The organism is Pseudomonas putida, assembly GCF_002741075.1.
Taxonomy (GTDB): Bacteria; Pseudomonadota; Gammaproteobacteria; order Pseudomonadales; family Pseudomonadaceae; genus Aquipseudomonas; species Aquipseudomonas putida_T.
On record NZ_CP016634.1, the window covers coordinates 1692172 to 1718455 of the forward strand.

Here is a 26284-nt window from a genome sequence, read left to right on the forward strand (position 1 = left end):
TTATTAGGTAGGCCCGACCCACGAGGGACTAGGTGCAATCTATGCCAGGGCCGTACGCGAAGAAAAACGCCGTTTCCTAATAAATATATTACGGTTGCTTATGAATGATTTTGGCCCTTCGCCTGCCTCTACACGCCTGCCACACCTTGGTCTGCTGCTGGCCTTTCGCACAGTTGCAGAGCTGGGAAGCTTTACGCGCGCTGCAAATGCGCTTCATCTCTCCCAGTCCGCGATCAGCCAGCAAGTCGTTAAACTTGAAGAGGTTCTACAATCTCAGTTGTTCGAACGATCCACACGTTCAGTGGTGCTGACGGCTGCCGGCAAACAGCTACTGGATGATCTCAAAGTGCCGCTAGAGCAACTGATCGGTGCGCTTAATCGATGCTCACGTAGAAACCAGCCCCCGGTTCTGCATATTGAAACCGAGCCAGTGATTAGCGCTTTTTGGTTGACGCCACGCCTCAGGCATTTCACAAAGAAATTTCCAGAAGTACAGATTCAGCAGATTCTAAGTACACAGCGAGTGGAGTTTCCTAAGCAGGTCGAGGTGGCAATAAAATGGGGAGGGGAGCAATGGCCGGGTTTCGATGCGGAGTATTTCTTGAGTTTGAACTACGTGCCGGTTTGCTCTCCCGCCTTACTTGAGGGATCGCCTCCACTGCGCAGCCCCTCTGATTTGGCTAAGCACAGCTTACTTCATGATCGAAACTACCAAGACTGGAAGCGATGGCATGCTGTTTATCCTGACGAACATCTGAACGTAGAGAACGGTCACGTTGTCACCGACTCCAACGTATTAGCTCAGATGGCGATTGAAGGGTATGGCGTTGCGCTCTGTGCGATGGAACTAATCGAGCGACAGCTGCGAAGCGGTGAGTTGGTCATCCCTTTTCCAGAGATGACCATGCGACACCCACTTGCGTATTACATCCTTACTCGACCGCAGCACACGTTAAGTCCAACAGCCAGAAGCTTTATCGAATGGCTGCGGAGTATGGTGGTTGAGCCGTAGCAAGGCTGACTCAGCTTATTCCAGGGGATATTCTTGACCGATCACGGCACGATCGAAGGCCTTGCGACCCAAGATTCTGCGCACCATCGGAGCGAAGTGTTCCAGCCCAGGTGTCGGACAGTCGGGATCAAACGATGCTTGATCCCATGGCTCCAGGAGCAAATGTCCTAGCAGTGACTCCGAAGCTAGACGTAAGCTCCGGAAGTAGGGGGTGCAGCTAGAGCGGGTGAGCTTGCTGAATGCTGTAGCTCAGGTGGGTCAGTTTTACTTCGCTGGGGTGGGTCAGTTTTGCATCGGCACTAACAAGGAGGACGGGGAGCCATGAATAAGCGCTTGATTTTGATGCAACGGGTTTTGTGAAAATCTCAACGGGGGTTAGTGGAAACTGTCACGGTTCACCTATCGCCACCTCACCCGCAACACCCTGAAAGCTAAAGAATCTCGCCACCACAATTCATCTATCACCGAGGTTTTGTGAATAAAACCTCGGTGATAGATGACCAAATCACGACCATCTATCGCCGAGGTCAAGTCGTTCTTCCCAACCGCTGCTATACCCAAGAGGTTCATGACTCACCGGAGAGATGGGGCATGCTTTGCACAGGCGCGCTAGCCAACCACAAGGCCGATCAGGATCTCTACCTAGTAAGAGGCGGGATGGGCACGCAAGGGCGAATCAAATTGATGCGGTGGAGCGATGGGAGTACCCGAACCGCTTTCTGTTCAGATGCGTCGGCTCTCTCAGTAGAGGCCTCATATTAAGCCTTATACGAGGTGGCCAAGAAATGGACACGGAGAATGGGAGCCCTGAACAACCGCCCTTATTTACCGCACTTAGACATTTTGCATGAGCTACAGCGATGTATCCTCCGGAGTGCCACCTATGAACGAAGATACACCCATGATGAGCCTGGAGGTAGCCACCTTTATCGACATGATTTCATCCGAGAGTATTACACCAAATACTCTTGGTTTGAAGTCTATGAAGAACCATTCATCACGAATGAGCATATCCTCAGGCGTGCCAAAGCCTACTGCACTCATATTGGCATTGCACCACCTCTTGATTCACTGATCCGGCGTCGCCTCGCGACCTACTGGAAGTCAGTAGAAACGTCCGGCATGGAGCCTTGAGCATGCAGAGCAAACCCTTCTCGGAGCTCAAGTATGGCGATATTGTCATGCTGGCGGATAAGCCAGGCTGCACATTCGCCTATGTCGGTTACGATTCATCGACCGATGAAGCCATTATCAGATCAGGCACGGATGAAATTACGCGAGTAGGCCGCAACATGATGCTGAGGCCGTCTGAGAAAGACCTTGAGGAACTCCTAAATTTGTTACTTAAGAGTGCGAAGGAAGAGGAAAAAAATTAACTTTTGAAAGCTATGTTTCTGCCGAAACTTTCACGGAGGAGCAGAAGGAGATTGGGAGTTTTCGTACAGGTCTTATCCAAAAATATGAAAAGGGAGAAATAGACAGCCTCAGAAAATTGCAGGAGGCGATGGGCCTTAAAGACACCGCTTTTGAAGAGGTGATGAGGCGTTGGCGCGCGGATCCCCGTTGGCAATCCGTAACTCCCAAGCGCCCGGGCCGCACTACCGGCCAGTCAGATCAGGATCCTGAGTGTAGTGGTCTACTAACCCCGGACACCCATTTAGGCGAGAATGTTCGCCACAGAGAGGTGTCCGATGACCAAGCAACGCCGTACCTTTACCCCTGAGTTCAAGCACGAAGCTGCCTGCCTGGTGCTCGATCAAGGCTACAGCCATGCCGAAGCGGCCCGTTCGCTCGGCTTGGTCGAATCGGCCCTACGCCGATGGGTTAATCAGCTTCAGCAGGAGCGCGGCGGCGTTACGCCGGCCAGCAAAGCGTTGACGCCAGAGCAGCAAAAAATCCAAGAGTTGGAAGCCCGGATCACGCGCCTTGAACGCGAGAAATCGATACTAAAAAAGGCTACCGCGCTCTTGATGTCGGAAGATCTCGAGCGTACGCGCTGATCCGCCAGCTCAGCGACCATGAGCCCGTTGATTGTTTGTGCGAAGTGTTCGAAGTCACTCGCTCAAGTTACTACGCACATCGTCACAGAAGGCGAACTCCGGACGTTGAACGACTACGGTTGCGCAGTCGAGTGAATGAGTTATTCACGCGAGGTCGAAGTGCGCCTGGCAGCCGTACCATCATGGCAATGATGCAAGAAGAGGGTGAGCAAATCGGGCGGTTCAAGGTACGCAGCCTGATGCGTGAGCTGGCGTTGATCAGCAAGCAGCCAGGATCACATGCGTACAAAAAAGCCACAGGGGAGCGGCCAGATATACCGAATACCTTGAACCGAGCGTTTGATGTCGAAGCTCCAAATCAGGTCTGGTGTGGAGACATCACTTACGTCTGGGCACAGGGCAAATGGCACTATCTGGCAGTTGTTCTGGATCTCTATGCACGCAGAGTGGTTGGCTGGGCCTTATCAGAAAAGCCGGATGGAGACCTGGTGGTCAAAGCGCTGGACGTCGCCTACGAACAACGTGGAAAGCCTCAAGGACTCCTGTTCCACTCTGACCAGGGATCGCAATATGGCAGCCGTCAGTTCCGCCAGAGACTGTGGCGCTACCGCATGCGCCAGAGCATGAGCCGCCGAGGCAACTGTTGGGATAATGCACCGATGGAGCGAGTCTTTCGCAGCTTGAAATCAGAGTGGAAACCGACCACGGGCTACCTGACCGGGCAGCAAGCTCAACGAGACATTGGCCAATACCTGATGGGCCACTACAACTGGATCCGGCCTCATCTGTTCAACGATGGACTGGCTCCGGCGAAAGCTGAAGAAAAACTCAAAACCGTGTCCGGGATAAGTTGACCACTACAGTCATGTGCGGAATAACGAGTCTATAAGCTCAATGATTGAGGCGCTGGGGAATGAGCAAAACAACCGTCCTCTGACCCGGGCTGCCACGGTGCTACGTATGGCCAAGTACGTGGGCGTCGAAAATCGGTCTGATTCGAGCCTGGGAAGGAGGGTTCAGCAGGGCATTCTCGCCACAGCTGCTATGCCGGCGCATCCGGATTTCGAGCAGGGCATCTACACGCATCTTTTACCTCTGTGCATTGTGATGGGTGCACGGATCATTGACCGGGGAGTAACCCATGAATCTTGATGAAATCCTATCGACCTCCAGCATCGAGGCGATTTGAATCGCCCCTGGTTTCGTAGACACCTCCAAGCCTCATAATGAGGCCCAAATAGGAGGTGCCATGAGTCGTCAGCGTTACCCCGAAGAATTCAAGATCGAAGCGGTCAAGCAAGTGACCGAGAAAGGCAAACCTGTCGCCGATGTCGCCCAGCGCCTGGGCATGTCCGTGCACAGTCTTTACGCCTGGATCAAGGTCTACAGCAAGCCCCAAGAGCAGCGTCAGCAAGACGACGATCAGCAGGCCGAACTGCGCAAGCTACGCGCTGAACTCAAGCGCGTGACGGAAGAGCGAGACATCTTAAAAAAGGCCGCCGCGTACTTTGCCAAGGAGTGCGGCTGAAGTACGCCTTCATCAAGAAGCACTCGACTGATTACCCGGTGCGGCGCCTTTGCCAAACCCTCAAGGTGCACCCCAGCGGCTATTACGCCTGGCTGGCCGAGCCTCAATCTGCCCGAGCAAAAGAAGATCAACGTCTGCTTGGCTTGATCAAACACGCTTGGCTGGAAAGCGGAGGTGTATACGGCTACCGCAAAATTCACGATGACCTGCGTGAGCTGGGAGAGGAATGCGGCCGAAATCGAGTCAGGCGCTTGATGCAGGCGGAGGGGCTGCGTTCTCAAACGGGCTATCGGCGGCGTCCAGGGTTCTATGGTGGAAAACCAACAGTGGCCTCGCCCAACCACCTCGCGCGGCAGTTCAAGGTAAGTGAGCCGAACAAGGTCTGGGTGACAGATATCACTTACATCCGCACCTATGAAGGGTGGCTCTACCTCGCGGTAGTGCTGGATCTGTTCTCACGCCAAGTAATTGGTTGGTCAATGAAGCCAAGGATGTGCAGCGACCTGGCTATCGACGCGATGTTGATGGCTGTTTGGCGACGCAAGCCTCAGCAGCAAGTTATGATTCACTCAGATCAAGGCAGTCAGTTCAGTAGCTCGGATTGGAAAAGCTTTTTGAAGGCCAACAATGTAATCAGCAGCATGAGCCGGCGGGGAAACTGCCACGACAATGCTGTAGCCGAGAGCTTTTTCCAGCTTTTGAAGCGAGAGCGAATCCGACGAAAGATCTACACAACCCGTGAAGAAGCCCGAAGTGATATTTTCGATTACATCGAGATGTTCTATAACCCTAAACGCCGACACAGCAGTGCTATGCAGCTGTCTCCAGTAGAGTATGAGAAACGCTATTTCCTGAGCTTGGAGAGTGTCTAGAAAACCAGGGGCGATTCAGCTCAACCTGTTCCGCAAAGATGGGGTTGCGTATGACGAGATCGTCAGAGATGTGGCCAAGCATCTCAAGGTCAATTTCGCAGATGACCCAGTCAGCGTCATTGAGCAGGAGATTCTCGGAAAAATCCTGTCCCGTGCATTCGAACAAATGACTGATGCTGAACGCAAAGCGATCTTGGATGAACTGGGGGTCGCAAGCTACTCGACTGCTGGCCCAGCAGCAGCGATCGCCACCATTTGCGCCGCGAAAGCTGGAGGCTTCGCGACCTATAAGGTCGCAGCAATTGTGGCGAATGCCATTGCGAAGGCCATTCTCGGCAAAGGTCTTTCGTTTGTAGCAACGGGCCAGCTTATGAGGAGCATAAGTGTTGTGATTGGGCCAGTCGGGTGGGCGATTACTGCACTGTGGACAGCCGCTGACCTTGCCAGTCCTGCCTACAGGGTTACGGTTCCATGCGTTGTCCAGCTGGCCTACATGCGCCAGAAAGCGATCATGGCACGTACCGTCAAAAGCTGCAGCCAGTGCCAGCATCCAATCGCGAACACGGCTCGTTTCTGCTCAGAATGCGGAAACTCTGCAGCTGCTTGATTAATAGCACGATAGGGGAGATACGTCTCCCTCAGATTAAGAGGAAACACATATTGGGGATAATCAAGTTAACGACCTACTGGCGTAGAGTCGACTCATTCGAAATGACACGAGACGACCTTGAGCGTTTTAGGGCTCATATCGTCTCAGAATCGGATGAGCCCATCCGTATTGGAGCAACGGTATTTAGGTGCTTGAGGGGCTTCATGTACTTTGCAGATAGCGGTGTACCTGAGGATTTTCACTTCGATGAGTCTCCCGAGCAAATTATCGACTTGATCGACACTGCGCTGAGCAGCTTGCCGTCGCGTTAATCTGTCCGAGCTACGCCCCGTCGAGCAGCATGTAGCGTGGAGGTCTATACAACCTAATGGTGGTCTCTCGCGGTAGAATTAGCGACTTCCACCGTGGTGAATCCACGCTGCATATGCCGACATCAAGGCCGGGGGAAGGTGAGAGAGCTCCCGCGTCAATTCTGCCTTTACGTCAGGGCCTGGTGCCCACTCCGTTAACCACGCGATCAACATTGGCCGAGTAAGTACAGATAGCTACCTGACGTTCCTGTTCGTCGGCGATCCAACCCAGCCACTCCAACTCCGCGTCTAGCTGCATGATCGGATCAATCATGAGATTTCCTCCGTGCTCCGTCAGGTAACGATTTTTGGTGCGAATTGTGTTGCAAGGAAGGGTCTGCCCAAGCCCCAAATGCTGCATCCTCGCCCCTAGTCACATCTCCATGCGGAAAGCCTAGCTCGTCCAATCTGCACTGCAGCTCTCAAATGTATCGACAAAATCCAAAGGAGGTAGGGTTTCGCCCCCATAATGCTGGTTGCTGACGTCAGTGGGTCGAATGCAATGTGGATATGGATAACCCCCTGGCCGATCTCTTCGACTGGCCATGCCCGGCCGCGCTGACGAAACTTGAATGCGCTAAGGTCAATGACCGAAGCAGTGCGAAAAGGGCAGCACTTGGTGCCTCATTCGATGGGAACTCTGAGTTGAAAGCGCAGCCGCTGATGAGGTGGTCGTACTTAAGTATTTCTAGGTGCGTCTCAACCCAGACATGACAGTAACCGTCTGGCCAACTCACCCCTCAGCACACAGACCAGCTCGGACAAGAACGGGTGGAAAACAAAGCCTTGCCCGCAGGTATACCCATTGAATAAGCCTGTATCTGACGTAGGTCATGCAGAGCCTGCCAGCGGGTCGCAATCGACGATGGCTTCATTGTATACTTCGGCTCCGCATACCCCTTGAGCTACAGGAACATCAGCATGACTGTACTCCAAACGATCTACTGGCAGCCTACGCCGCCTTAGCGCTACGCCCCCTCGCAACAACCTGCTTCCGCTAGCCTCGCTCGCGGGTGCTCACTGCTGTACGCCTGGTTTTACACCTTAAGCACACAGCAAAAAATCCTCAAAATTTGAATTTGTATCGATTCGCTCGCCACTCCCTTGGCGTGCGCGATGCTTTGCCTTGGATATTTATATGCTGCAAAAACTTAGACAAACGTGGTTTTCCAACGTCCGTGCCGACGTGCTCGCGGGGCTGGTGGTCGCACTCGCGCTGATCCCGGAAGCCATCGCCTTTTCCATCATCGCCGGGGTAGATCCCAAAGTCGGTCTCTACGCCTCCTTCTGTATCTGTGCTGTCATCGCCTTTGTCGGCGGGCGCCCCGGAATGATCTCGGCGGCGACAGGCGCCATGGCACTGCTGATGGTTACGCTGGTAAAAGAGCATGGACTCCAGTACCTGCTGGCCGCGACGCTACTATGTGGCGTACTTCAAATCCTTGCCGGCTACCTGAAGCTCGGCTCGTTGATGCGCTTTGTTTCACGCTCGGTAGTCACCGGCTTCGTAAACGCATTAGCGATTCTGATTTTTATGGCGCAATTGCCTGAGCTGACCAATGTCACCTGGCATGTCTATGCCATGACCGCTGCGGGCCTGGGAATCATCTACCTGTTCCCGTATGTACCGAAAATCGGCAAGGTGATTCCCTCTCCATTGGTGTGCATTCTGACGCTGACTGCCATCGCCATTTACCTCGGTTTGGATATCCGCACCGTCGGTGACATGGGCCAACTGCCTGATACGCTCCCGATCTTCCTCTGGCCTGAAGTTCCGCTGAATTTTGAAACCCTGCGCATCATTTTCCCGTACTCGGCTGCGTTGGCAGTAGTGGGTCTACTCGAATCAATGATGACCGCGACCATCGTCGACGACCTTACCGACACCACCAGCAACAAAAACCGCGAGTGCAAAGGCCAGGGTGTGGCCAACATCGCTGCCGGCATGCTTGGCGGCATGGCAGGTTGCGCCATGATCGGCCAGTCGATCATCAACGTGAAATCTGGTGGCCGCACCCGTCTCTCGACATTGTGTGCCGGCGTTTTCCTGCTGCTGATGGTGGTATTTCTTGGCGAGTGGCTCTCCAAAATCCCTATGGCGGCACTCGTGGCTGTGATGATCATGGTGTCCATCGGCACCTTTAGCTGGGATTCCTTGCGTAATCTGAAAGAGCATCCGCTGTCGACCAACCTCGTCATGGTGGCGACCGTCGTGGTCGTCGTGGCCACTCACAATCTGGCTTACGGCGTACTGGTAGGTGTGCTGCTGGCCTCCCTGTTCTTCGCAAACAAGGTCGGGCACTACCTGGATATCAAGAGCACTCTTGAAGAGACGAAATCGCATCGGACTTACCGCGTCGTGGGCCAGGTGTTCTTTAGCTCTGCGGACAAGTTCACTGAGGTTTTTGACTTCAAGGAGGCGCTCAACAAGGTCACCATCGATCTCACACAGGCGCATTTCTGGGATATCACCGCCGTCGCAGCGCTGGATAAGGTCGTGATCAAGTTCCGACGCGAAGGCGCTGAGGTTGAAGTGCTCGGTCTCAATGAAGCCAGCGCGACAATCGTTGACCGCTTCGGCGTGCATGACAAACCCGGTGCCATCGACAAGCTCATGAGCCACTAAGGAGAACGACAATGACCCGCGTAATGGCATGCATTGATAACTCACAATCCTCATTGGCGGTCTGCGATTACGCAGCATGGGCCTCGCAACGACTCAGCGCTCCCCTGACCTTGCTTCATGTGCTGGATAAGGAGAAATATCCTGCATCCGCTGACCTCAGCGGCAATATCGGTCTCGGTAGCAGAGAACATCTGCTGGAAGAGTTGGCCATGCTGGATGCGCAGCGGGCAAAACTGGCGTTGGAGCATGGGCAGCACATGCTTGAAAAAGCTCGCGAGCGAACAGTTCACTCTGGCGCCATGTCACCTGATATGAAGCAGCGCCATGGCCATCTCGTCGAGAGCCTGAGCGATCTCCAAGACGATATTCGGTTACTGGTGATTGGAAGAGTCGGTGAGGACAGCACGCGCAGTGCCCAAAGTCTTGGCAGCCAGATTGAAGCGATAGTCCGAACTATCCACCGCCCCACCCTGATTACAACCAGCCATTTCAGGAAACCTGAAACGGTCATGGTGGCATTTGACGGCAGCGCAACAGGCCACAAGACCTTACAGATGCTTGCTTCAAGCCCGCTGTGCGAAGGCCTGCCAATTCATATCGTCATGGTTGGAACGGATTCTGAAGACAACCAGAACGCGCTGGAGAAGGCACGAACCACGCTTGCGTCTTCCGGCTCGCTGGTGCATTCCGAGATCCGCCCAGGCGAAGTAGAGTCCACACTGCATGCGTATCAGGCAGAGCACGGCATTGACCTCTTGGTCATGGGGGCGTACGGGCACTCACGCATCAGGCAGTTTCTGATAGGCAGCACGACCACGACGATGCTGCGTACATCCACTGTACCCTTATTGCTGCTTCGCTGAGCCAGTTCCACTGGCCACAGTATTTCCAGAACTGAGGAAATACCGTGGCCACCCTGGACGATGACTAACTGATCTTGCCGCTACGAGACCACATGCAACTCATAACTGAAATTGTTCACCCCGAGCTGAAATCCAAGCAGGGCAGAGTATTCCGTCGACATGCAGCTCGCGGCATCGTGATGCGGGGTGAACAGATCCTGTTGCTGTTCACCGAGCGCTATAACGATTTCAGCTTTCCTGGAGGCGGCCTTGATGGTGACGAGGACATTGTCGCAGGCCTGAAGCGTGAGCTTGAGGAAGAGACTGGTGCTCGTGAAATACAGGTGCTCCAGCACTACGGTTACATCGAGGAGTACCGGCCCTACCAAAAGCCACAGTACGATCTGATGCACATGACCTCGCATTTTTATCAATGCGAAGTAGCGCCCCAGCTAGAGCCGGTGAGAATGGAAAGCCACGAAATCGCTAATGGTATGCGGCCTGTCTGGATCAACCTGCATGAAGCCATCGCACACAATGAAGCCGTCATGCAGCGTCACGAGTCTTCGATGGGGCAGTCAATTCTGCGCGAAACCTACATGCTGAGAAAAGTCGCTTCCGAATTGTTGATGCCAATCAGCCTTTGAGCTGACTATTTGGCGAAGTCCACTTAGCCTGCCTCAGGCAAGCATCCAATGCTGCGGGAGTAATTGCGTGATTTCGCTCGCCCGCTGTGTCGGAAGCCGCATCAGTACATCCTTGAGATAGGCATACGGATCGTGCCCATTCATACGCGCCGACTGGATCAGGCTCATGATTGCCGCCGCCCTTTTTCCACTGCGCAGCGACCCGGCAAATAACCAGTTCGAGCGCCCAAGCGCCCACGGCCGGATCAAATTCTCGATCTGGTTATTGTCGATGGGCACAGCACCATCTTCCAGGTAGCGCGTCAGCGCTACCCAGCGTTTAAGGCTGTAATCCAGGGCCTTGGCCGTGGCCGAACCCTCGGGCACAAGTTCGCGTTGGGCCAACATCCACTCATGCAGTTTTTCAGCGATGGGCACCGCTGTTTCCTGACGTAATCGCCAGCGGGCTTCGTCGCTCATTTCCTTGGCGTGTCGCTCGACTTCATACAACCCGCCAATCGAGTGAAGCGCCTGCTCCGCCAACTGGCTTTTATTGGCTGCATGCAGGTCGAAGAATTTGCGGCGTGCATGGGCCATGCAGCCGATTTCGGTGATGCCCAGCTCGAAGCTGGCCTTGTAGCCGGCGAAGTCATCGCAGACCAGCTTACCGTTCCACGTGCCCAGGAAGTTACGCGCATGTTCGCCGGCACGGCTGGGGCTGAAGTCGTAGACCACGGCCTTTAGGGCCGAGAAAGGCGTGGTGCTATAGGCCCACACGTAAGCGCGGTGGGTTTTCTTTTCGCCTGGTGCGAGCATCTGAACCGGGGTCTCATCGGCGTGGATCACGCCCTGGGCCAACACATGCTCACGCAGCGCATCGACCAGAGGTTGGAGCTGCACACCGTTCTGTCCGATCCATTGCGCCAGTGTCGAACGGGCGATGGGCAGTCCGGCCCGACCAAAAATCTTCTCCTGCCGGTACAGCGGTAAATGGTCGGCGAACTTCGCCACCATCACGTGGGCCAAAAGGCCTGCGGTCGGGATGCCCTTGTCGATCACTTGGGCCGGTACAGGCGCCTGGATCAGTGTTTCACACTGACGGCACGTCCATTTTCCACGCACATGCCGCTCAACTGTGAACACGCCCGGAGTGTAATCGAGCTTCTCGCTGACGTCTTCGCCGATTCGCTGAAGCTGGCAGCCGCACACGCACTGAGTATTCTCTGGTTCGTGACGGATCACGGTTCGCGGAAACTGCGGCGGCAGTGGTGCACGCTTGGGCTTATGACGTGGCTCGGCCGGTGCGGCCGGCGGATTGGCTGCCTTCAGCTCGGCTTCGATAGCTGCGATATCGGTATCGAGCAGATCATCAAGCAGACTGCCTTGGTCGGGGCTCAGTTGCTCGCTGCGCTTGGCGAACTTGTGTCGCTTGAGGATGGCGATTTCATGAGCCAGTTGCTCGTTGACCGTTTCGAGGCGTTGGATTTTCTGGCTCATGGAGTCGACCTGGGACAGCAACTGCATAGCCTGTTCGGCCAAGCCGCGCAGCTGTTCCGGTGTCATCTGGTCGAGATTGGGCGAGGAAGTCATGCCGCTGATTGTGTCAGAGCAGGTCGTCAACAGCGATAAACCGATGGGCTAATGGCAGGGGCTAAAGCACTGTGATCGCGCTGCCTGCGCCGACCCGCTGCCACGGCAAACCCAGTACCAAGGCTTGAAGTTGCTCGTTATCGAGTTCGACTTCCGATCCGTGACGGATGCCGGGCCAATGAAACTTGCCTTGGTTCAATCGTCGCGCTGCCAGCCAAATGCCCACACCGTCATGCACCAAGACTTTCATTCGGTTGGCACGGCGATTAGCGAAGAGGTATGCGCAGTGCGGCTTCGCCACACCGAACACCGCGATCACCCTGGCCAGCGCGGTCTCGGTACCGGCGCGCATGTCCATAGGCTCGGTGGCAAGCCAGATGGCATCGATCCGAATCATTCCAACAGGTCTCGCAGAAAGGTGGCACAGGCGACAGCGCTTTCGGTCGGCCAGTTCACTTTGACGGTGCCACGCGGGTGCTGGATTTCAATGCAGATACTTGATGAAGCTGCCTGCGAATGTCCTCCGGCTAGCGGCAAGGGCACTGGAATGAAAGCAGGTTGCAGCGCCATAGTTTTGTTCGTGAGTACCCTAATCCATTTATGTACGAGGTTCGCGTTAAGGCTGTGCTTCTGCGCGACGCTGGCAATCGATGCGCCGGGCTGGGCGCACTCTTGGACAACTTGGGCCTTGAAGGATTTTGAATAGGAACGGCGTTGTGACTGCATGGAAAGACCCGCTTAAAAGGCTAGAAATGGTGTCCACTTAAATTAGGTGGACACCATCGCCTTTGGCGTCGGGGTCAGGAAGGTGAGTTGGCCGGACGGTTACACATGACAGGCAGATCTAGGCCTATCAGCTTTTCCTGCGGCAAAGCCTTTCCTGTCCCGCGAACAATTTTGTAAACCCTGACGAGCTCCGGTTCAGTAAAGCTCTAGGGGGAGGCACGCTTTCCCGCGAGCTGCTTCTGGTAACATCCAGGATCTGAAACGGCGGGCGGCCTAGGCTCAAGGTGCGTCTCACGGCGCCCAGACGGCCTCAACTGCCGACTGGGCGTTCGGTGGTCGACTACACCAGCGAAGATTCAGGGGGAGATCTCGGCATTCGGTTGACATTTAGATAGCTGGGCAATTGCATCTAATTCAGCGCGAACCACCCGTTCGTATGGGAATTCGAACCGGATTGCATTTTCTCTGCCTTGCCTGAGGAGCGTCGCCATTAACTCAAGCTTAGGGAAAAATTCTTTAATTAATTCATCCGCCTGACCAAAAGCCTCGCTGAAAATTTTTTGCGATCGGCTGTCATTCGCGTCCGTATCAGAAGACGCTTCATGGTCAATGCTGACCAGGATGAACATCAATTCTTCCACCTTTCCACGGTCATTCAATCCTGTTTCATCCATCACACCTTCGTTGAAGACGTTGTCTATGACCGCTTGGCTGACTCTTGGGCCGCGCGACTGGATGTCTGCCACTACCCCGGCACACAGCACCACCATTCGGTTGAAAATGTGGCTGCGCACCTGCTTTGTGTCTGCCAGCGGAACTGGAGAGTAGGGTTCGATAAGGGATGTCCCCAAAACCTGCTGATCCTCAAGCCGGACGCTGACCTCACCAGCCTTGAAACCGAAATGGCGGGCTACCAGCCAATGCCCAAGCTCATGGTGCAGCGTCGTTCTGAGCTGATTCCGGATACTCGATGAAACTGCCATGTGTCGCCCTTGAGTCCGTTTACCTAGAAAATTGATTCCGAATCTTCACCTTGCGGTGCGCTCAGTGTTTTCTTAATGAGATAGTTGCTGAGGGACGCACATAAGCCAACGATCAGCTCAGCTTCCGTGTAGGAAGGCTCACGTCCCTCTCTAAGGTGACGACCATTCTCAGAGGCGTACCCCCAAGCCCGAGCGACTGCTTGATCGAGCGGCGGAGGGATAAGTGTGTTGTGCCGTTTTAGGATATCGCCTAGGTTGGCCTTCACGTCACCAGTCACCTGACGGGCTACGCACTCAAGTGAGGCCATTGCATGCTGGATGGCGCCAGTAGGATCTGGCTGAGGCCGGCGGGACAAATCAGCTATAGCCTGATGCAGCTCTTTGCTGGCCGTAGAGTGACCGGCATTGTGCTCAGCATCCTTTGCATTCCTGACGATCACCTCGAAGGATTCAGGGCCCCGTGTCTCGAGCCGCCCTGCGACCAGCTTCCATCCGATGCCAAACTCGACGAAGTAGTCGTTCAACTCGGTAACGAAGTGGTTGTACACATCCCGGTCGTAACGAGTCTCTGCAAGGTAGTCATGCAGACGTTCGATGATGTCGTACACCTTGAACCACTTGCACCCCTGAAGGAGGTCTTCAACCTCGTTGTCTACGTTGGGAAAGTCGCTCCAGTTGTTGCGATCGGGTTGCCGTTTTAGCGCCTGGCACACTATGCCTCGGAGAGTAGAGGGTGTCAGTCCGCAGTCATAGCACAGCTGGACGAAGAAGCTGCGCAACTCTACGGGAGCGTCCTCTCTGACTGTGATTTCTGCCTCTTCAGTATTCGAGAAGCCGTGCCGCCTTGAGAATGTCTCCCTCACAACGCATCTCCTTGAGTAGAGGCCCGAGGCCTCGATTTCTGAGCTAACGCTGGCTGCCAGATGTTCAGGCTAGGTCAAGCGTTGATATCCAAAAGCCACTACCTTAAGGTACCGCGCGAGCGGATGCCAAGGCCTATAGCAGGGCATCAGGACAAAAAATTACCAACACTAGGGAGAGTAGCTTTGAAGGTCATTTACAATGGGCGACCTAGCCGGCGCACAAATGCCTTACCTGCAGGCACAGAGGATATCCTAGAGCTACTTTCCAACGACTGGAACGACTTCGGATATGAAACCACATTTATCGTTTCCTGTAGGATCGGGGGAGAGCGCATTGAACTAGCACCTGTGCGCATTCTCGTAGATGGGATCAAAAATACCAGGCGCTATTTTGATAATCTGTTGAGCGAAAACTGGGATGGGCACTTTCCGATACCTCATGTCAATTATATATCAATTCCTGGTGAGATTGCATTTTATGAACAGCTGCAAGGGGCGCTCTCTAAAGGCGGAGCACTTGAGGTTGCCGATTTGCTTCGCGATGCGAGCTATCTTGTACATATCAAAGACTCCACTGAAGTACAAAAACTAATAAGATCTGCAGGTTTCAAAGATTCACTGCAGCGTGAGCGAGGTAGCATCGAATCTTTCAGCGATGGTTGGAAGGTGCTAGACCAGTCATCCATCACTGCAATCGACATCCCTTTTGAATTTAAGGATGTTTTCAACAATCAGTCATCGCTGAGCTTGAAATTTAGCAAAGATACAACAGGTCTGCCTCGCGAAATTAATGTGCTTATTGGAGCGAACGGCACAGGTAAATCTCAGTTTTTGCATCAAATGGTTGATGCTTGGCTTGCAGATGGCAGAAAGGAGCGGCGGCGTCACAACGACATGCCAGAGAGTATCAGCCGCCTAATTGTCGCTTCATATAGCCCATTCGAACTTTTCCCCGTGGATATGGAGGAGTCGAAGGTCAGAGATCGAGATGCTTATAAGTATTTCGGTCTGAGGGGTAGGTTTGCATCGCGACCTGCCAATGAGTCAAAACAAGTCTCGAACTCATCAGTTTCTCTTTCCAGAGAAATCCCCAAAAAAGACACCGTTAGATCGATGCTTGATTGCGTGGCAGATGATCAACGATATCGCCATATTAAGCACTGGGGCCAGAAGGTCAGAACTGCGACTCGCGTCCTTCAGGCTGCAATCGATTTCGATGAAATAGCTCTCAAGGTCAAGCCTCGGGTCAACTCTGATGATCTCGTCAGCGATGGCGATGTTGAAGAGCCATTCAAGGTCATCACAACAAGAGCTAGAGAGACAAAGTTTGCAGTCATATCGCCTAGCACCATCCAAATGTGGGACTCAGATGTTCTAGCTAAAAGCATCGATAAAGATTTTGGGCTGGCATTCGTCAAAGGGGAAAAAGTTTTGGCGCTGAGCTCAGGGCAGCGTCTCTTTGCGTATTTGGTTATTAATTTACTAGGCGCTATCAAACGGAACAGCTTGATTCTAATTGATGAGCCCGAGCTGTTCTTGCATCCTTCCCTTGAAGTGCAGCTTGTTGATATGCTGAAGCAAATCTTGGATAAATTTAACTCTAGGGCCGTTCTCGCAACACATTCGGTATCGATTGTACGAGAAATGCCCTCCGACTGCGTTCATGTCCTGGAACGCACTGAAGATAAGCTTGTGGTTAAGAATCCACCATTCCAAACCTTTGGTGGCGACGTGCAACGAATTGCGTCGTATGTCTTCGGGGATAAATCAGTTTCCAAGCCATTTGAACAATGGATCAGCAAGCGATTGGAGAGCATGACTGCTGATGAGCTAATAAAGTCGTTGAAGGGTCACATTAATGAAGAGCTAATCATTCAGATCCATTCAATGGAGGCTGAACAATGGTAATGCGCTTGCCAACGCCGCAGCATTGTAGCGTCACGCTTGTCGATGATGTGGTCAGAGAAAGGCAGGGCGGATCAAATGCCCTGTACTTCACGGGCATTAAAGCGGAGTGGAAGGCGCGAACCCAGGTATACCTTGATAATAATGGCTCTCCGGCACACGTCCCAACGTGGGCGGCTATCCCTGTTGCAAAGAAGAAGAGCTTTAAGAATCTTTATACTCACCCAGCACCTGGAAGCGCCCAAGGCATTGTGCTAGACGACCTAAATGACCATGAACTGAACCTCTGCCCTGCATGTGGGGAATTTGGCAAGCCCAACACACTCGACCACTACCTGCCAAAGGGGAAATACCCCCATTTCAGCATCACGCCAGTCAACCTCTTCCCAATGTGTGACAGCTGTCAAAAAGAGAAGCTTGAGAAAACTCACACTGCCAGGGAGTCGAGGCTGTTTTTGCACCCGTATTTTGACGATTTTGTAGAAAGACAAATCTTACGTATCGTCATCCACCCGCCTTATGATACACCGACGTTCTCAATCGAATTAATGGATTGGCTCTCGGACGAACAGCGAGCAGTAGTGCGAGCCCACATTCGAGAGCTGGCCATTGAACGTAGGTTTGCGGGCTTCTTTAAGGGAGAGAGTATGCGAATACTCAAGCATGCGGCCAAGATTAGAAAGGGTAACCAGACCATTGAGGAATCGGTAGAGCTATTCCGATCACTGCACGAGGATCCCACCTTAAATAGCTGGCAACATCTGTATTACAGAGCTGTGTTGGACAATCCTGACATGCTTGAATATCTAGCCACTGGGGTTCTTCCCGCCAAAATATAATAGTGACCTCAGGTTGCAGGCGCTGATTCAAATGCGTCTGCAACTGTAGGTTTAATGCAGCAGGATCTGACCGTCCTTCAGCAGACGCTTATGGTCAAGCATGAGGAGATCTCCCGATTGATTCGGGATAACGAGCGGTTCATTGCCGAGAATCGCCAACATGCCAGGGAAGCCTCACAGCGTCGTGAGGACGTGGAAGCCCTGCGTGGCGACCTCGGTATTGCCAATGCTGCGACTGCTCGAGCAGAAGGTGCTAGGGAACTACTCTCTCAGCAATTGGAAGCCAAGGCTAAAGAGGCTAGTGATGCCCTGTCCGAGGCCGCCGCAGCGAAGTTGAGAGAAGCTGAGTTGATGCTAAAGCTTGCCAATGTAGAAGCCGACCTCGACAAAATGGGCGACGGATCGTAGGAGAGTAGTGCTGTGGGCATTCCTCTCTACGCCTCCAGAGCAAGAAGTCGAGCTGTGGTAACCGCGGCTTGGAGATCAAGATGGCTTGAGGCAAATGACTTCATCAGGAGTGAGCGGGGAAGGGCCCAATCCCATTTTTCTCGGATCATATTTTCGACGTTATCCAAGATGGGCTCCTCGTCCGAAACGTCCATTTCACCCACCACGCGCAACGCTCGCAACGTGTCTTCCTCACCGAAGGCAACCTCCAGGAAGAGTCCGTTGTTCTCGCACTGAATGCCCACATGCCTGAGCAACAAGACCAGCGCATCATTGGTGTAATCCCCCCGCCAGGTCGCCACGTGGCTTACGGTAGCAGAGCCAACAATCGCCGCAGCACTCAAGCCGAGGGCACGGAAGTTACTCCGAGCTTCCTCCAGTAGGGCTTGAGCGTGTTTGTCCAGGAAGGGACAAGGGGTGGTTTCCATCAGTACGTTTCGCATTTCAAGCCTGACGCGATCATCCACCTGCGCACCGAGACCATCAAACTGAGGAGGCTCGCCGCCCCGCGCCGGTGTGACCACGATCACCTTCGCTTCAAGGTCGACATCTTGAACTTGCCAACGTCTTCCGCCGAAGATGATGCGCTGCCCCTTGGTCAGGGGTTTGCTCACGGGCAGCGAGCCAAGTGGCTTGCCATCACGGAGCAAACGAAACTCTTCATCGCTCGTGAAAGCGGTATAGAACTCATAGTGGTTGATCAACCGCTCCCCGAGTTCGCCTGGCAGTAGAAGTCCTGAGCTGTCCTGGACGATCAACTCCTTCTCACCCATCCCTTTGAGCAAAGACAGGAAATCAGGTTTGGTAACGCTCGCAAAGCTGCCGCTTGCTATGAGATTTCCCCATAATTGGGCGGCCGAGGCACCGCCGAGCTGAGCAATCGAAGACAGGCACTGCTGTACAAGCGTCGAGGCGTGCAGGCCTCCCGACCGTGGTGGTTCAAACCATCCACTGATCAGTAAGCGGATCATGGCAACCGTTTGGACAAGGCCCTCACGTAACTGATCGGAGAGATCAGACTGATCCGTTAAGGGGCGCTCTCGGCAGTACACCCTGAGCATGGCAGGCTCGCCGGGTCGACGACCTGAGCGGCCAAGCCGTTGCCTGAGGCTCGCCACAGAGGGTGGGGAGCCGATCTGTGCGACCGTCCTGATGTTACCGATGTCGATACCCAGCTCAAGGGTGGTAGTACATACGGCAGAAGCTGGAGGATCTCCCGCTTTCAACGCCCGTTCGGCATCTTGGCGCAGTTCCTTGGACAAGCTACCGTGGTGCGGCCAGAACTCGTTTGGCACTCCATCGTTCTCGCACAGTGAGCGCAGACGGTCGGCAAACCATTCAACCTCTTGGCGCCTGTTGGGGAAGATCAGGTTGTTGTGCCCCCGCAAAACCTTGTACAGGTGGCCTGCGATAGCCACTTTGGTACCTGAGGTGTCGGCCTTATCGGCGCCTTCATCTGTTAACGCATTTGTGAGGTGTTCCGCCACCAGTTGCTGCATGGGCTGTTCAAGGTAGCCGCGCACCTGCACTTGGAGTTCCTGGCCAGAGGATTTCGACTCGATGATGGTGATGTCATCAGGGCGAGCCGGCCTCAGAAATTTTTGGGCCAGCGACATCTCCCCAAGCGTCGCGGAAAGTCCTACGCGAGGCAGAGCCCTGCCTACGACGATCTCAACCCGCTGCATGAGCGATTGCAGTTGCTTACCGCGCTCACTGCCAATGAAGGCATGAAGCTCATCGATGACGATGTAGCGCAGGTTCTGAAAAGCCCCAGGTAAACTCGAGCCTCTGTTTACGAAGAGGCCTTCGAGGGACTCCGGCGTGATCAGCAGGATGCCCTCAGGCGATTTCAGGAACCGTTGTTTCTTGCTTGCTGCCACATCACCATGCCAGGCAACGACGGGCAGCTCTAGCCGCTCGCACAGCCGGCTGAGCCTGTCCCATTGGTCATTGATCAGTGCCTTGAGTGGGCTGATATACAGCACTGCGCCAGCGGGCTCGCGGTCATTGAGGAGGTTGGTCAGGATGGGGAGGAATGCAGCCTCTGTTTTACCTGCCGCGGTAGACGCTGCAATGATCACGTCGCGATCAGCACCCACCAAGGCCGGTACCGCCCACTCTTGGGCATCACGTAACGACGTCCACCCCTGTGACCAGATCCATTGCTGAACCTCGGGGTGTAGACGCTCAAACGAAGAAGAGTCAGAGCTTGAAGCTGGCGAGCTCATCGTCGGCCTCGACTTCAAGATCTTGTTGCCCACCCTCATCTCTAGACAGCTCCACGGCGCCGAGCAATGTTCGCCAATCCGCTGTAGGGTTCTGCTCGATCACCGCGAGCAGGTTGATGAATGCGGTAATGGTCGTGCGTGGTGTCCGGAAATAGGCCTCGCCCAAGCGCTGGTTGCAGTGCGCCATGAACGCGGGGATGGCTTCGTCTGGCAGCAAAAACTTCTCAGGCTCACCGAAGGCATAGACATTGCGCAGTTTCTGCAGCAGCACGTAGAAATCTTCAGGGGTCAGACTGCTGAGCCGAATGACCGGCCCAGAAAGGTCGACCAGGCCAGACTTAGCGAAGCTGTTTTCTGCAAGACGCGATTGCAGGGCAGGGTAGCTGTACAGCCCCCGACGCGTGTCCATCAGAAACTCTGGTGTGCCGCCCAAGACAAAGCCCAGACCTTCAGCGGAGCCCTGCAACGAGTCGTTGAGGATGCGCAGGATCTGTTCATAGTTGGCGTTCCGCGCCTGGGTGTTTGCCAGTTTGTACAGGTTGACCAATTCATCCAGGCAAACCATCAAGCCGCCAAAGCCGGCCAGACGCACAAACCGAGACAGCAATTTCAACTGGTCGTAGACGGAGGCATCGTCGACGATCGTACGCACACCCAGGGCAGCCCGGGCATCGGTCTTGGTGGAAAATTCGCCGCGCAGCCAACGGATAGCGTCAGCCTTGAGCTGCTCATTGCCTTCCTCGAAGCCGCGGCAGTAGGCGGCAATGACGTCGGCAAAGTCATAGCCATTGACCATCTCGGTGAGCTCCGCCAAGTACTCACGAATGACCACCTCGCTGTCGACACCCTTGGCCTTGGCTTCCGTTTTAGCGTGGGAAATGAATTTCTCGACAATACCCTGAAGCGCACCGCCATCGGGCTTGGTACGCGTGGCCATGTTCTTGGCCAGCTCGGAGTAAAGGGAGCGTGCCTGGCCACCCGAAGCATGAAGACGACGGTCAGGATTCAAGTCGGCGTGCATGGTGACGAGCTTGCGCTCCATGGCGATGCCGCGAACCAGGTTGAGGAAGAAGGTTTTACCCGCGCCATACTCGCCAACGACGACGCGGAATGCGGAGCCGCCATCTGCGAGACGATCCACATCCTTGAGCAGCGAGTCTAGTTCACCCGCTCGACCTACCTGGATCAGGTGCTGCCCTACACGGGGCACAACACCTGCGCGCAGCGATTGAATGACCGCGTCGCGATCCTTGGCTCTTATCTTACTCATAGGGCTAATTCATCCAGAATGTCGGGGTTGATTTCGATGGGGTCGTCGCCTTCAGTCACGGGCATGTCGAACAGCTCAAACGCTGTGTCATTGATCCGTTCCAGGGCGCCATCCAACATCAGTTCCATATCACTGGCGGCGTCTTCCAGCTCAGCGCGGCTCCATTCAGTCCGAGAAACCAACAAACGGAGGAACGCGGAATGCTCGACGTCCAAGCCATGTACGGTAGCAAGCTGTTCGGCGGTACTGCCTTCCTGTTCTTGGAGCGCTCCGGGTTCCGAGGCGCTAGGTGTTTCAACGACTGCTTCCTCACCGAAGACGCTGGCCAGTAGCGCCGACACTTCTGCCGTTTCTTGCTGTAGACGAGCAACTTTTGTCATGTCCAGGGCAAAGCCAACACTTTCCGGCGCCTGAGTCACCGTGCTCGAAGCGGTAGTTTCCACTGCATGAGAGGGGCGAACAGCTGCACTATGGAGGTCGCTGTAGACAAATTGCGGATCGAGGGCGAGCGATTTATAAACGCGCTCGAGCAGCTTCACCTCCTGTGGCGTGACCTCGCCATCCGCTTGCGCAAGATGGGCCAGGAAGCTGGCAATTTTTCGCTTGGCCTCGATCGTCAGAGGCTCAAGCTTCTTCTTGAGGCTGGCTAACGTGGGTGGTTGCTTCAGTTGAATCTGGAGGTGTGCCTTCAAGCGTTTACGATGCGCAACGCAGAGGTGATCCCACGAGTCAATGTGGCCCGACAGCAGATTCACCTCCTCAAGCGAGGTGTCACCGTCTGCCGCAGCGACTGCACTGGCAAGATCTAAAGTCACTGCTGCAGCGCTGTAAGCATCGGTAGAGCGAAGGGTGCCTTCGTCAGAGTCGGCAGCGAACAGCGCGATGGTGTCTTCTGCCTTGGGCGTGCGACTGCCAGACAGCACGTCGGGTTCCAATCCGATCCGCTTGCCCTCCAACGCCCGAGCGAGGGCGATCACTTTGTCGCGTGAAAGCGCGCCGGCAGATTTGAAGCGGCCTGCCAGCTCACCGAAACTCATGCAGATGGTTTCGCCCCCGACGCGTTGCTCCAACTGTTCGAGTTCTGCTTTTGCTTCAGCAGGCCAAAGTTCTGTTGGCAACTGTAGGATGGCTTCCAAGCTATCCCCGGCGTCTGGATTGCGCCCCAAGTACCGACTGTAAGCGTCAAGTACGTTGGTGCAGTCCTCGACAATGACCTGCAGCTTGTTACGCGTTCCCGAGGTTGCCGCAACATCGGGAAGGTCACCTACGGCCACTGCCGGAATGCTCAATCCGGCAGAAGCAGGGCGATAGGCAATTTTCAGCTTGGTCTTGTTCTGAGGAAGCACAATGCCGTTGGGGTAGCGCTTCGCGAATTCGTTTTTGAAGAGCGCTGCGAATTGCTCAGGACACCTGGTCACGGGTGTACGCCTGGAAATGTTCGGTTCTGCAAGCGCCCAGGCCAATGCCCAGCCCGGATTGAGCGGATACTTGTCCACGGCCATCTGTCCCAGCGCAACGCGCAGTGACATCGGCAACTCATAACCATCTGCGGAAATGGCGCCGGGCTCACTCATGTAGCTTTGAGGTTGAACAGAACCCGTGTCGATATGGGCGAGGAAGCGAGTAGCGTAGCTGCGGAAAGAATTGTTGTCGCCGTAGAGACCAAGCAAGCGCTCGACCTCGGCCTTGATAGCTGGGATCTCTGCCTTAGCCTGAGGATCAGTCGGTGCATCGACCAGCGCGCGGCGCTCAAGCCCATAGAAAAACAGGAACACGTAACCCGCATCAGCAGGCTGGCGACGACCTCCTGCCAACCATTGCAGATACGCTCGCCGCGCCTCGGGTGTGATGCTCCGGTAGCTTGGCCAGTAGGGCATCTGTCGCTCGGTGAGGTTCATCGGTGAGCGGGCGACACGAAGCGTGGCATCGATCAAGGACGGTTCAGATTGGCCGAATTGTGTCGCGCGCTCGGTGATGTAGAGCAGTCCACCGGGGATGGCCAATCCAGCCACGTTGATGGATTCACCTTCAATAAGCCAACGAACCCCCGTGGGTTTAGCACTGGGTTTTGGGATGGCATAGTTCTGACTATCGCTGGACGATCCGATCTGGACGGTATGAAAGTCCCGCTCGCGGGTACTGGTACTGGTACTGAACTGGACAGTTACAGTGGGAGAGGTCGCTTGTCGAGAGGCCGCAGCGATCTCGGCAACAATGTCATCTTCAGGAACGTAGGGCTTCGCCCGGGTGGCGCGTCTGACGGCCCATACCAGCACGCCAATGCCAAGGATAACCCCAATGGCGATCCACACCTGTTTTGGAATCTGTGCCAATAAGGCAACGACGAACAACAAGGCGTACAGAGCGATCGGCCCTCCGCCGCTCCCTTTGCGCTTCCGTGGCATATGAGTGTTCCGTACAGTAAGTAATGGCCAAATGACATTCTTACGGATTTTTCGAGGCCGGCCAAGCTGAATAGACGAAGGGATTACTCAAAACAATGCTGAACTGGATGGCCAGTAGCATTGGTCTGTCAGGCTAAGCTGGGCTTCAGCTGTCGCGGCTGAAGCCACTAGGACGCAGGTCTTCTCACGACACCAACGCCACGGCCACATTACGCAAATGAGCTTCTATGTGCTTCAACATAGGGATGATCAGCTGCGATCTTCTTCCCGAGATGCATCGGGCCCGGCAATCGTATGTACCAGTCCCAGAGGGGAGCATGGCGACATAGAAGACCAATGCCTTCTGCCACAACGGCTTCATTCAGAAAATCGCCAGGTTGGAGGACAACTAGTTCAGTCACGCCAAGTTGGTGCCACGGCTTATCTAGCCCCTCATCTGCACTGTATCGGTTGGCATTACGATGGGAGGACTCTTTGTTGTAATGTCGGGATGGGGAGACGACGTAGTGAACGCGACTGTCGTCCTCAGCGCTGTATAGAGCTATATGATTGCCAATATGCGCCGGAGTAGCTGGCGATTTCGAATGGTTGCCCGTCACCAGCGCGCTGTTCTCATCGCAACGTACCCTGACGACGGCCGCATTATTCGGTACCGGAGGAAGATCCCCGGCTGGAGCGTCCTGCAACATTTTGTAGATTCGAGCCAGGCCCTTGTCGAGGCACACAATCAACGGCTGTTCCAGGGTACGTCTTGGTGCAAGGAAGGCTTGATTGACCAAGCGTTTGACCTCCTGCTCGCTGAGAAGCTTTTTGGTGCTATGGATGAGGGCAACAGCCTCGCCATACGGATACCACCGACCCACCGCGCCATCCTCATGGCTCCCCCAAAAAACTTCCGCTCTCTGGCTGCCGGTTTCAATGCGCGTGATGACCGGAAGGTGATCATACCCGCCGCCATCTGAAATACGCTCAAGGTACACGGATAGAATCATGGTATTTGAGGCCAATCGCGGTGCTTCCGGCAGTGGCATCGGAATCAGTCCATGCAACCGAATGCACTCGATCAATGCGTTCAGCGACTGATGATCTGCATCCGGCTTCCCTCGCTGAGCTCGCCTGGGCTTGATGGGGGGATGGAAGATGAACTGGGTACGCACACCATGGCGAGCGAACAGATCACGCAGCTTGTGTTTGGGATCACCCACCTTTTTCCTTGCCAACTCTGGCGTGGTTTCGACGATGACCACTTGCGCCGAAGTACGCTGGATTTCAGGAAGCACCTCTGATTTGAACCACGCTTCCATATTGGCATCGTGCTCACAGGGCTGGAGTAGATGCGTTGCCGTGTCGGATACCGAAAGGCGCTTGAGCTCAAACTTTGGCGCCTCAAGGCGTTTGAACAGCTTGGCCTGAGTTGCAAGGGCATTGGTGGCCTCATGAAGACGCATGACAAGGTCAGCAGAAGAGGCAAGCACCATGACCGGTAAACCTGGCAAGGTCGATTCACCGACCAACCGTTTCCGACGGAAAGCCGAAATCACCCGTTGCGCCAACATCGGCTTGGTACCAGGTACGCATTCGGTGAGATGAAAGCTGGCTTCATCAAAAAAAAGTGGGCCGGCGCCAGCCCCAATCGCGGATTTGGAGGGAGTAGTCCCAAAAATGGGGCGGATACAGCTATCTATCGGAATGCTTCCCTCAACGATGGCGGGCAGGGGATCAAACCCAAGGTAGCCCAGGATGCGGCTGGTGGGGTGAACGTAGTGGGTCACCCACTTCCCATCAACCGCTGGGGGCGTTTTGACTCTGCAGCAGACGATCCCGTTATTCGAATTCACCCATGCGTGAAGCTTCTTCCCCACCCAGTTAGGCATCACTCTGTTGATATGTACCCTCAAATCTAGGTAAGGCTTCTGATGACCCGGAAGCATGGATAGCTTCAAGTCGAGCGCATGGTGGGCGATCTCTCCGTCTTCGGCCGCCAAAATGGGAGTGTCCCATGTCAGAAGCGTCATGCCGTCTCTGTTGTGCCGATAATCGGCTGTCTCGAATAACTTCACTGGCGCGCCTGGCTCGGTCTTCATGAGCTTGGCAGCCATACGCTGTCCGACAAGCCATGGCACGACAGCGTAGGCACTGCCATTGGTGGCAGTGGGCGTGAAGAGTGCGCTGGCTTGCAGCGGAATCAACTCTTTGATGACAAGCTGTTTGGCAACACCCGGGAGGCTGTGGCGGTAGGATTTCAGCACTTCTTCCCCCCACATCTCCAGTGCGTCGTTGAGTATGGAGAGGGGGATCTCATTGAGCATAAGCAACGCTGGAGCATCCGACCGAGTTGACGGTCTGGAGTTGGCCTTCACTGGCCCTCTGGAAATCACGGCTAGCACTTCTTGCAAGCCTCGAGTAGGGAGATTCCTGTCCTTGAATGGGGCGACCGCTTCGATCGCACGCCAGGCGTCGTAGAATTCCGGATCAACCACGGTTTGGTAGACATGCCCTAGCTCAGCAGGATCGAATCGGAACAGATTAGTGCGAAGGTGCTCTGTGGTCATTGACGCATGC

The 26284-nt window shown here is 54.7% G+C and carries 22 protein-coding genes; 12 read left to right on the top strand and 10 right to left on the bottom strand.

Translation table 11 applies throughout. The annotated features are described in order from the left end of the window. Positions 1-100 precede the first annotated feature (100 nt). The 6 genes from IEC33019_RS07880 (at position 101) to IEC33019_RS07915 (ending at position 6019) form a co-directional block, all read left to right on the top strand. Positions 101-1012, top strand: coding sequence for a LysR substrate-binding domain-containing protein (locus tag IEC33019_RS07880; protein WP_070094533.1), 912 nt, complete (start codon positions 101-103; stop codon positions 1010-1012). Positions 1013-2148: 1136 nt separating this feature from the next. Then, on the top strand, positions 2149-2388 hold the full coding sequence (locus tag IEC33019_RS07895; RefSeq protein WP_070094535.1) for a hypothetical protein: 240 nt from the start codon (positions 2149-2151) through the stop codon (positions 2386-2388). A 315-nt stretch (positions 2389-2703) separates the two neighbouring features. Next, positions 2704-3866, top strand: a protein-coding gene (locus IEC33019_RS07900; RefSeq protein ID WP_099593259.1) for an IS3 family transposase whose coding sequence is annotated in 2 segments (ribosomal slippage) — positions 2704-2959 and positions 2959-3866 — 1164 coding nt in all. Because the reading frame shifts where the segments join, the coding sequence is not laid out codon by codon here. A 106-nt stretch (positions 3867-3972) separates the two neighbouring features. Further along, positions 3973-4164, top strand: a complete 192-nt coding sequence (locus IEC33019_RS07905) for a hypothetical protein (RefSeq protein WP_157765877.1) — start codon at positions 3973-3975, stop codon at positions 4162-4164. Positions 4165-4261: 97 nt separating this feature from the next. Next, positions 4262-5412, top strand: a protein-coding gene (locus tag IEC33019_RS07910) for an IS3 family transposase (protein WP_087535084.1) whose coding sequence is annotated in 2 segments (ribosomal slippage) — positions 4262-4496 and positions 4496-5412 — 1152 coding nt in all. Because the reading frame shifts where the segments join, the coding sequence is not laid out codon by codon here. Next, complete coding sequence (locus IEC33019_RS07915) at positions 5405-6019, top strand: ubiquinol-cytochrome C chaperone family protein (RefSeq protein WP_253776123.1); 615 nt, start codon at positions 5405-5407, stop codon at positions 6017-6019. Before IEC33019_RS07910 ends, IEC33019_RS07915 begins: the two co-directional genes overlap by 8 nt. 486 nt (positions 6020-6505) lie before the next feature. Here the strand turns inward: IEC33019_RS07915 and IEC33019_RS27745 are convergent, their stop codons facing one another. Next, positions 6506-6646, bottom strand: coding sequence for a hypothetical protein (locus tag IEC33019_RS27745; protein ID WP_244509800.1), 141 nt, complete (start codon positions 6644-6646; stop codon positions 6506-6508). 864 nt (positions 6647-7510) lie between these two features. Here IEC33019_RS27745 and IEC33019_RS07935 point away from each other — a divergent pair. The 3 genes from IEC33019_RS07935 to IEC33019_RS07945 all read left to right on the top strand — a co-directional run bounded on the left by IEC33019_RS07935 (position 7511) and on the right by IEC33019_RS07945 (position 10487). Beyond that, positions 7511-8998: a SulP family inorganic anion transporter gene (locus tag IEC33019_RS07935; RefSeq protein ID WP_009684101.1), complete on the top strand. Its 1488-nt coding sequence runs from the start codon at positions 7511-7513 to the stop codon at positions 8996-8998. Between the two features lie 11 nt (positions 8999-9009). Continuing rightward, positions 9010-9861: a universal stress protein gene (locus tag IEC33019_RS07940; RefSeq protein WP_012316922.1), complete on the top strand. Its 852-nt coding sequence runs from the start codon at positions 9010-9012 to the stop codon at positions 9859-9861. A 92-nt stretch (positions 9862-9953) separates the two neighbouring features. After that, positions 9954-10487 carry an NUDIX hydrolase gene (locus IEC33019_RS07945; protein ID WP_009684099.1) on the top strand — a complete coding sequence of 178 codons (534 nt, stop codon included), beginning with the start codon at positions 9954-9956 and terminating at the stop codon, positions 10485-10487. Positions 10488-10520: 33 nt separating this feature from the next. Here the strand turns inward: IEC33019_RS07945 and tnpC are convergent, their stop codons facing one another. From tnpC to IEC33019_RS07970, 5 genes are all read right to left on the bottom strand, one after another. After that, positions 10521-12056: an IS66 family transposase gene (gene tnpC / locus IEC33019_RS07950; protein ID WP_099592754.1), complete on the bottom strand. Its 1536-nt coding sequence runs from the start codon at positions 12054-12056 to the stop codon at positions 10521-10523. Between the two features lie 61 nt (positions 12057-12117). Further along, positions 12118-12453 carry an IS66 family insertion sequence element accessory protein TnpB gene (tnpB, locus tag IEC33019_RS27750; protein ID WP_009684097.1) on the bottom strand — a complete coding sequence of 112 codons (336 nt, stop codon included), beginning with the start codon at positions 12451-12453 and terminating at the stop codon, positions 12118-12120. Continuing rightward, a complete protein-coding gene (gene tnpA, locus IEC33019_RS07960) occupies positions 12450-12782 on the bottom strand; it encodes an IS66-like element accessory protein TnpA (protein ID WP_009684096.1) in 333 nt (110 codons plus the stop codon). Before tnpA ends, tnpB begins: the two co-directional genes overlap by 4 nt. A gap of 356 nt (positions 12783-13138) precedes the next feature. After that, a complete protein-coding gene (locus tag IEC33019_RS07965) occupies positions 13139-13765 on the bottom strand; it encodes a hypothetical protein (protein WP_070094542.1) in 627 nt (208 codons plus the stop codon). 23 nt (positions 13766-13788) lie between these two features. Next, positions 13789-14628: an AbiJ-NTD4 domain-containing protein gene (locus IEC33019_RS07970; RefSeq protein ID WP_070094543.1), complete on the bottom strand. Its 840-nt coding sequence runs from the start codon at positions 14626-14628 to the stop codon at positions 13789-13791. A 183-nt stretch (positions 14629-14811) separates the two neighbouring features. On the opposite strand from IEC33019_RS07970, the gene IEC33019_RS07975 reads away from it, so the two are divergent. Genes IEC33019_RS07975 through IEC33019_RS07985 form a run of 3 tightly spaced genes read left to right on the top strand, consistent with a single transcriptional unit; the run spans position 14812 to position 17780 of the window. Next, entirely contained in the window at positions 14812-16536 is a 1725-nt protein-coding gene (locus IEC33019_RS07975; protein ID WP_070094544.1) for an AAA family ATPase, read from the top strand. After that, positions 16530-17372 (top strand): hypothetical protein, encoded by an 843-nt coding sequence (locus IEC33019_RS07980; RefSeq protein ID WP_070094545.1) that lies wholly within the window; start codon positions 16530-16532, stop codon positions 17370-17372. Before IEC33019_RS07975 ends, IEC33019_RS07980 begins: the two co-directional genes overlap by 7 nt. A 54-nt stretch (positions 17373-17426) precedes the next feature. Further along, the gene (locus IEC33019_RS07985; RefSeq protein ID WP_070094546.1) at positions 17427-17780 is read left to right on the top strand and encodes a hypothetical protein; all 354 of its coding nucleotides are present in this window, start codon (positions 17427-17429) and stop codon (positions 17778-17780) included. 26 nt (positions 17781-17806) lie between these two features. Here the strand turns inward: IEC33019_RS07985 and IEC33019_RS07990 are convergent, their stop codons facing one another. The 4 genes from IEC33019_RS07990 to IEC33019_RS27520 all read right to left on the bottom strand — a co-directional run bounded on the left by IEC33019_RS07990 (position 17807) and on the right by IEC33019_RS27520 (position 26274). Then, positions 17807-19978, bottom strand: a complete 2172-nt coding sequence (locus tag IEC33019_RS07990; protein WP_172959814.1) for a DEAD/DEAH box helicase — start codon at positions 19976-19978, stop codon at positions 17807-17809. A 43-nt stretch (positions 19979-20021) separates the two neighbouring features. Then, entirely contained in the window at positions 20022-21317 is a 1296-nt protein-coding gene (locus tag IEC33019_RS07995) for an ATP-binding protein (protein ID WP_070094547.1), read from the bottom strand. Beyond that, positions 21314-23722 carry a TerB N-terminal domain-containing protein gene (locus tag IEC33019_RS08000; protein WP_070094548.1) on the bottom strand — a complete coding sequence of 803 codons (2409 nt, stop codon included), beginning with the start codon at positions 23720-23722 and terminating at the stop codon, positions 21314-21316. The genes IEC33019_RS07995 and IEC33019_RS08000 overlap by 4 nt, the downstream gene beginning before the upstream one ends. A 209-nt stretch (positions 23723-23931) precedes the next feature. Next, positions 23932-26274 carry an RNaseH domain-containing protein gene (locus IEC33019_RS27520; RefSeq protein WP_172959804.1) on the bottom strand — a complete coding sequence of 781 codons (2343 nt, stop codon included), beginning with the start codon at positions 26272-26274 and terminating at the stop codon, positions 23932-23934. Between the last annotated feature and the right edge of the window lie 10 nt (positions 26275-26284).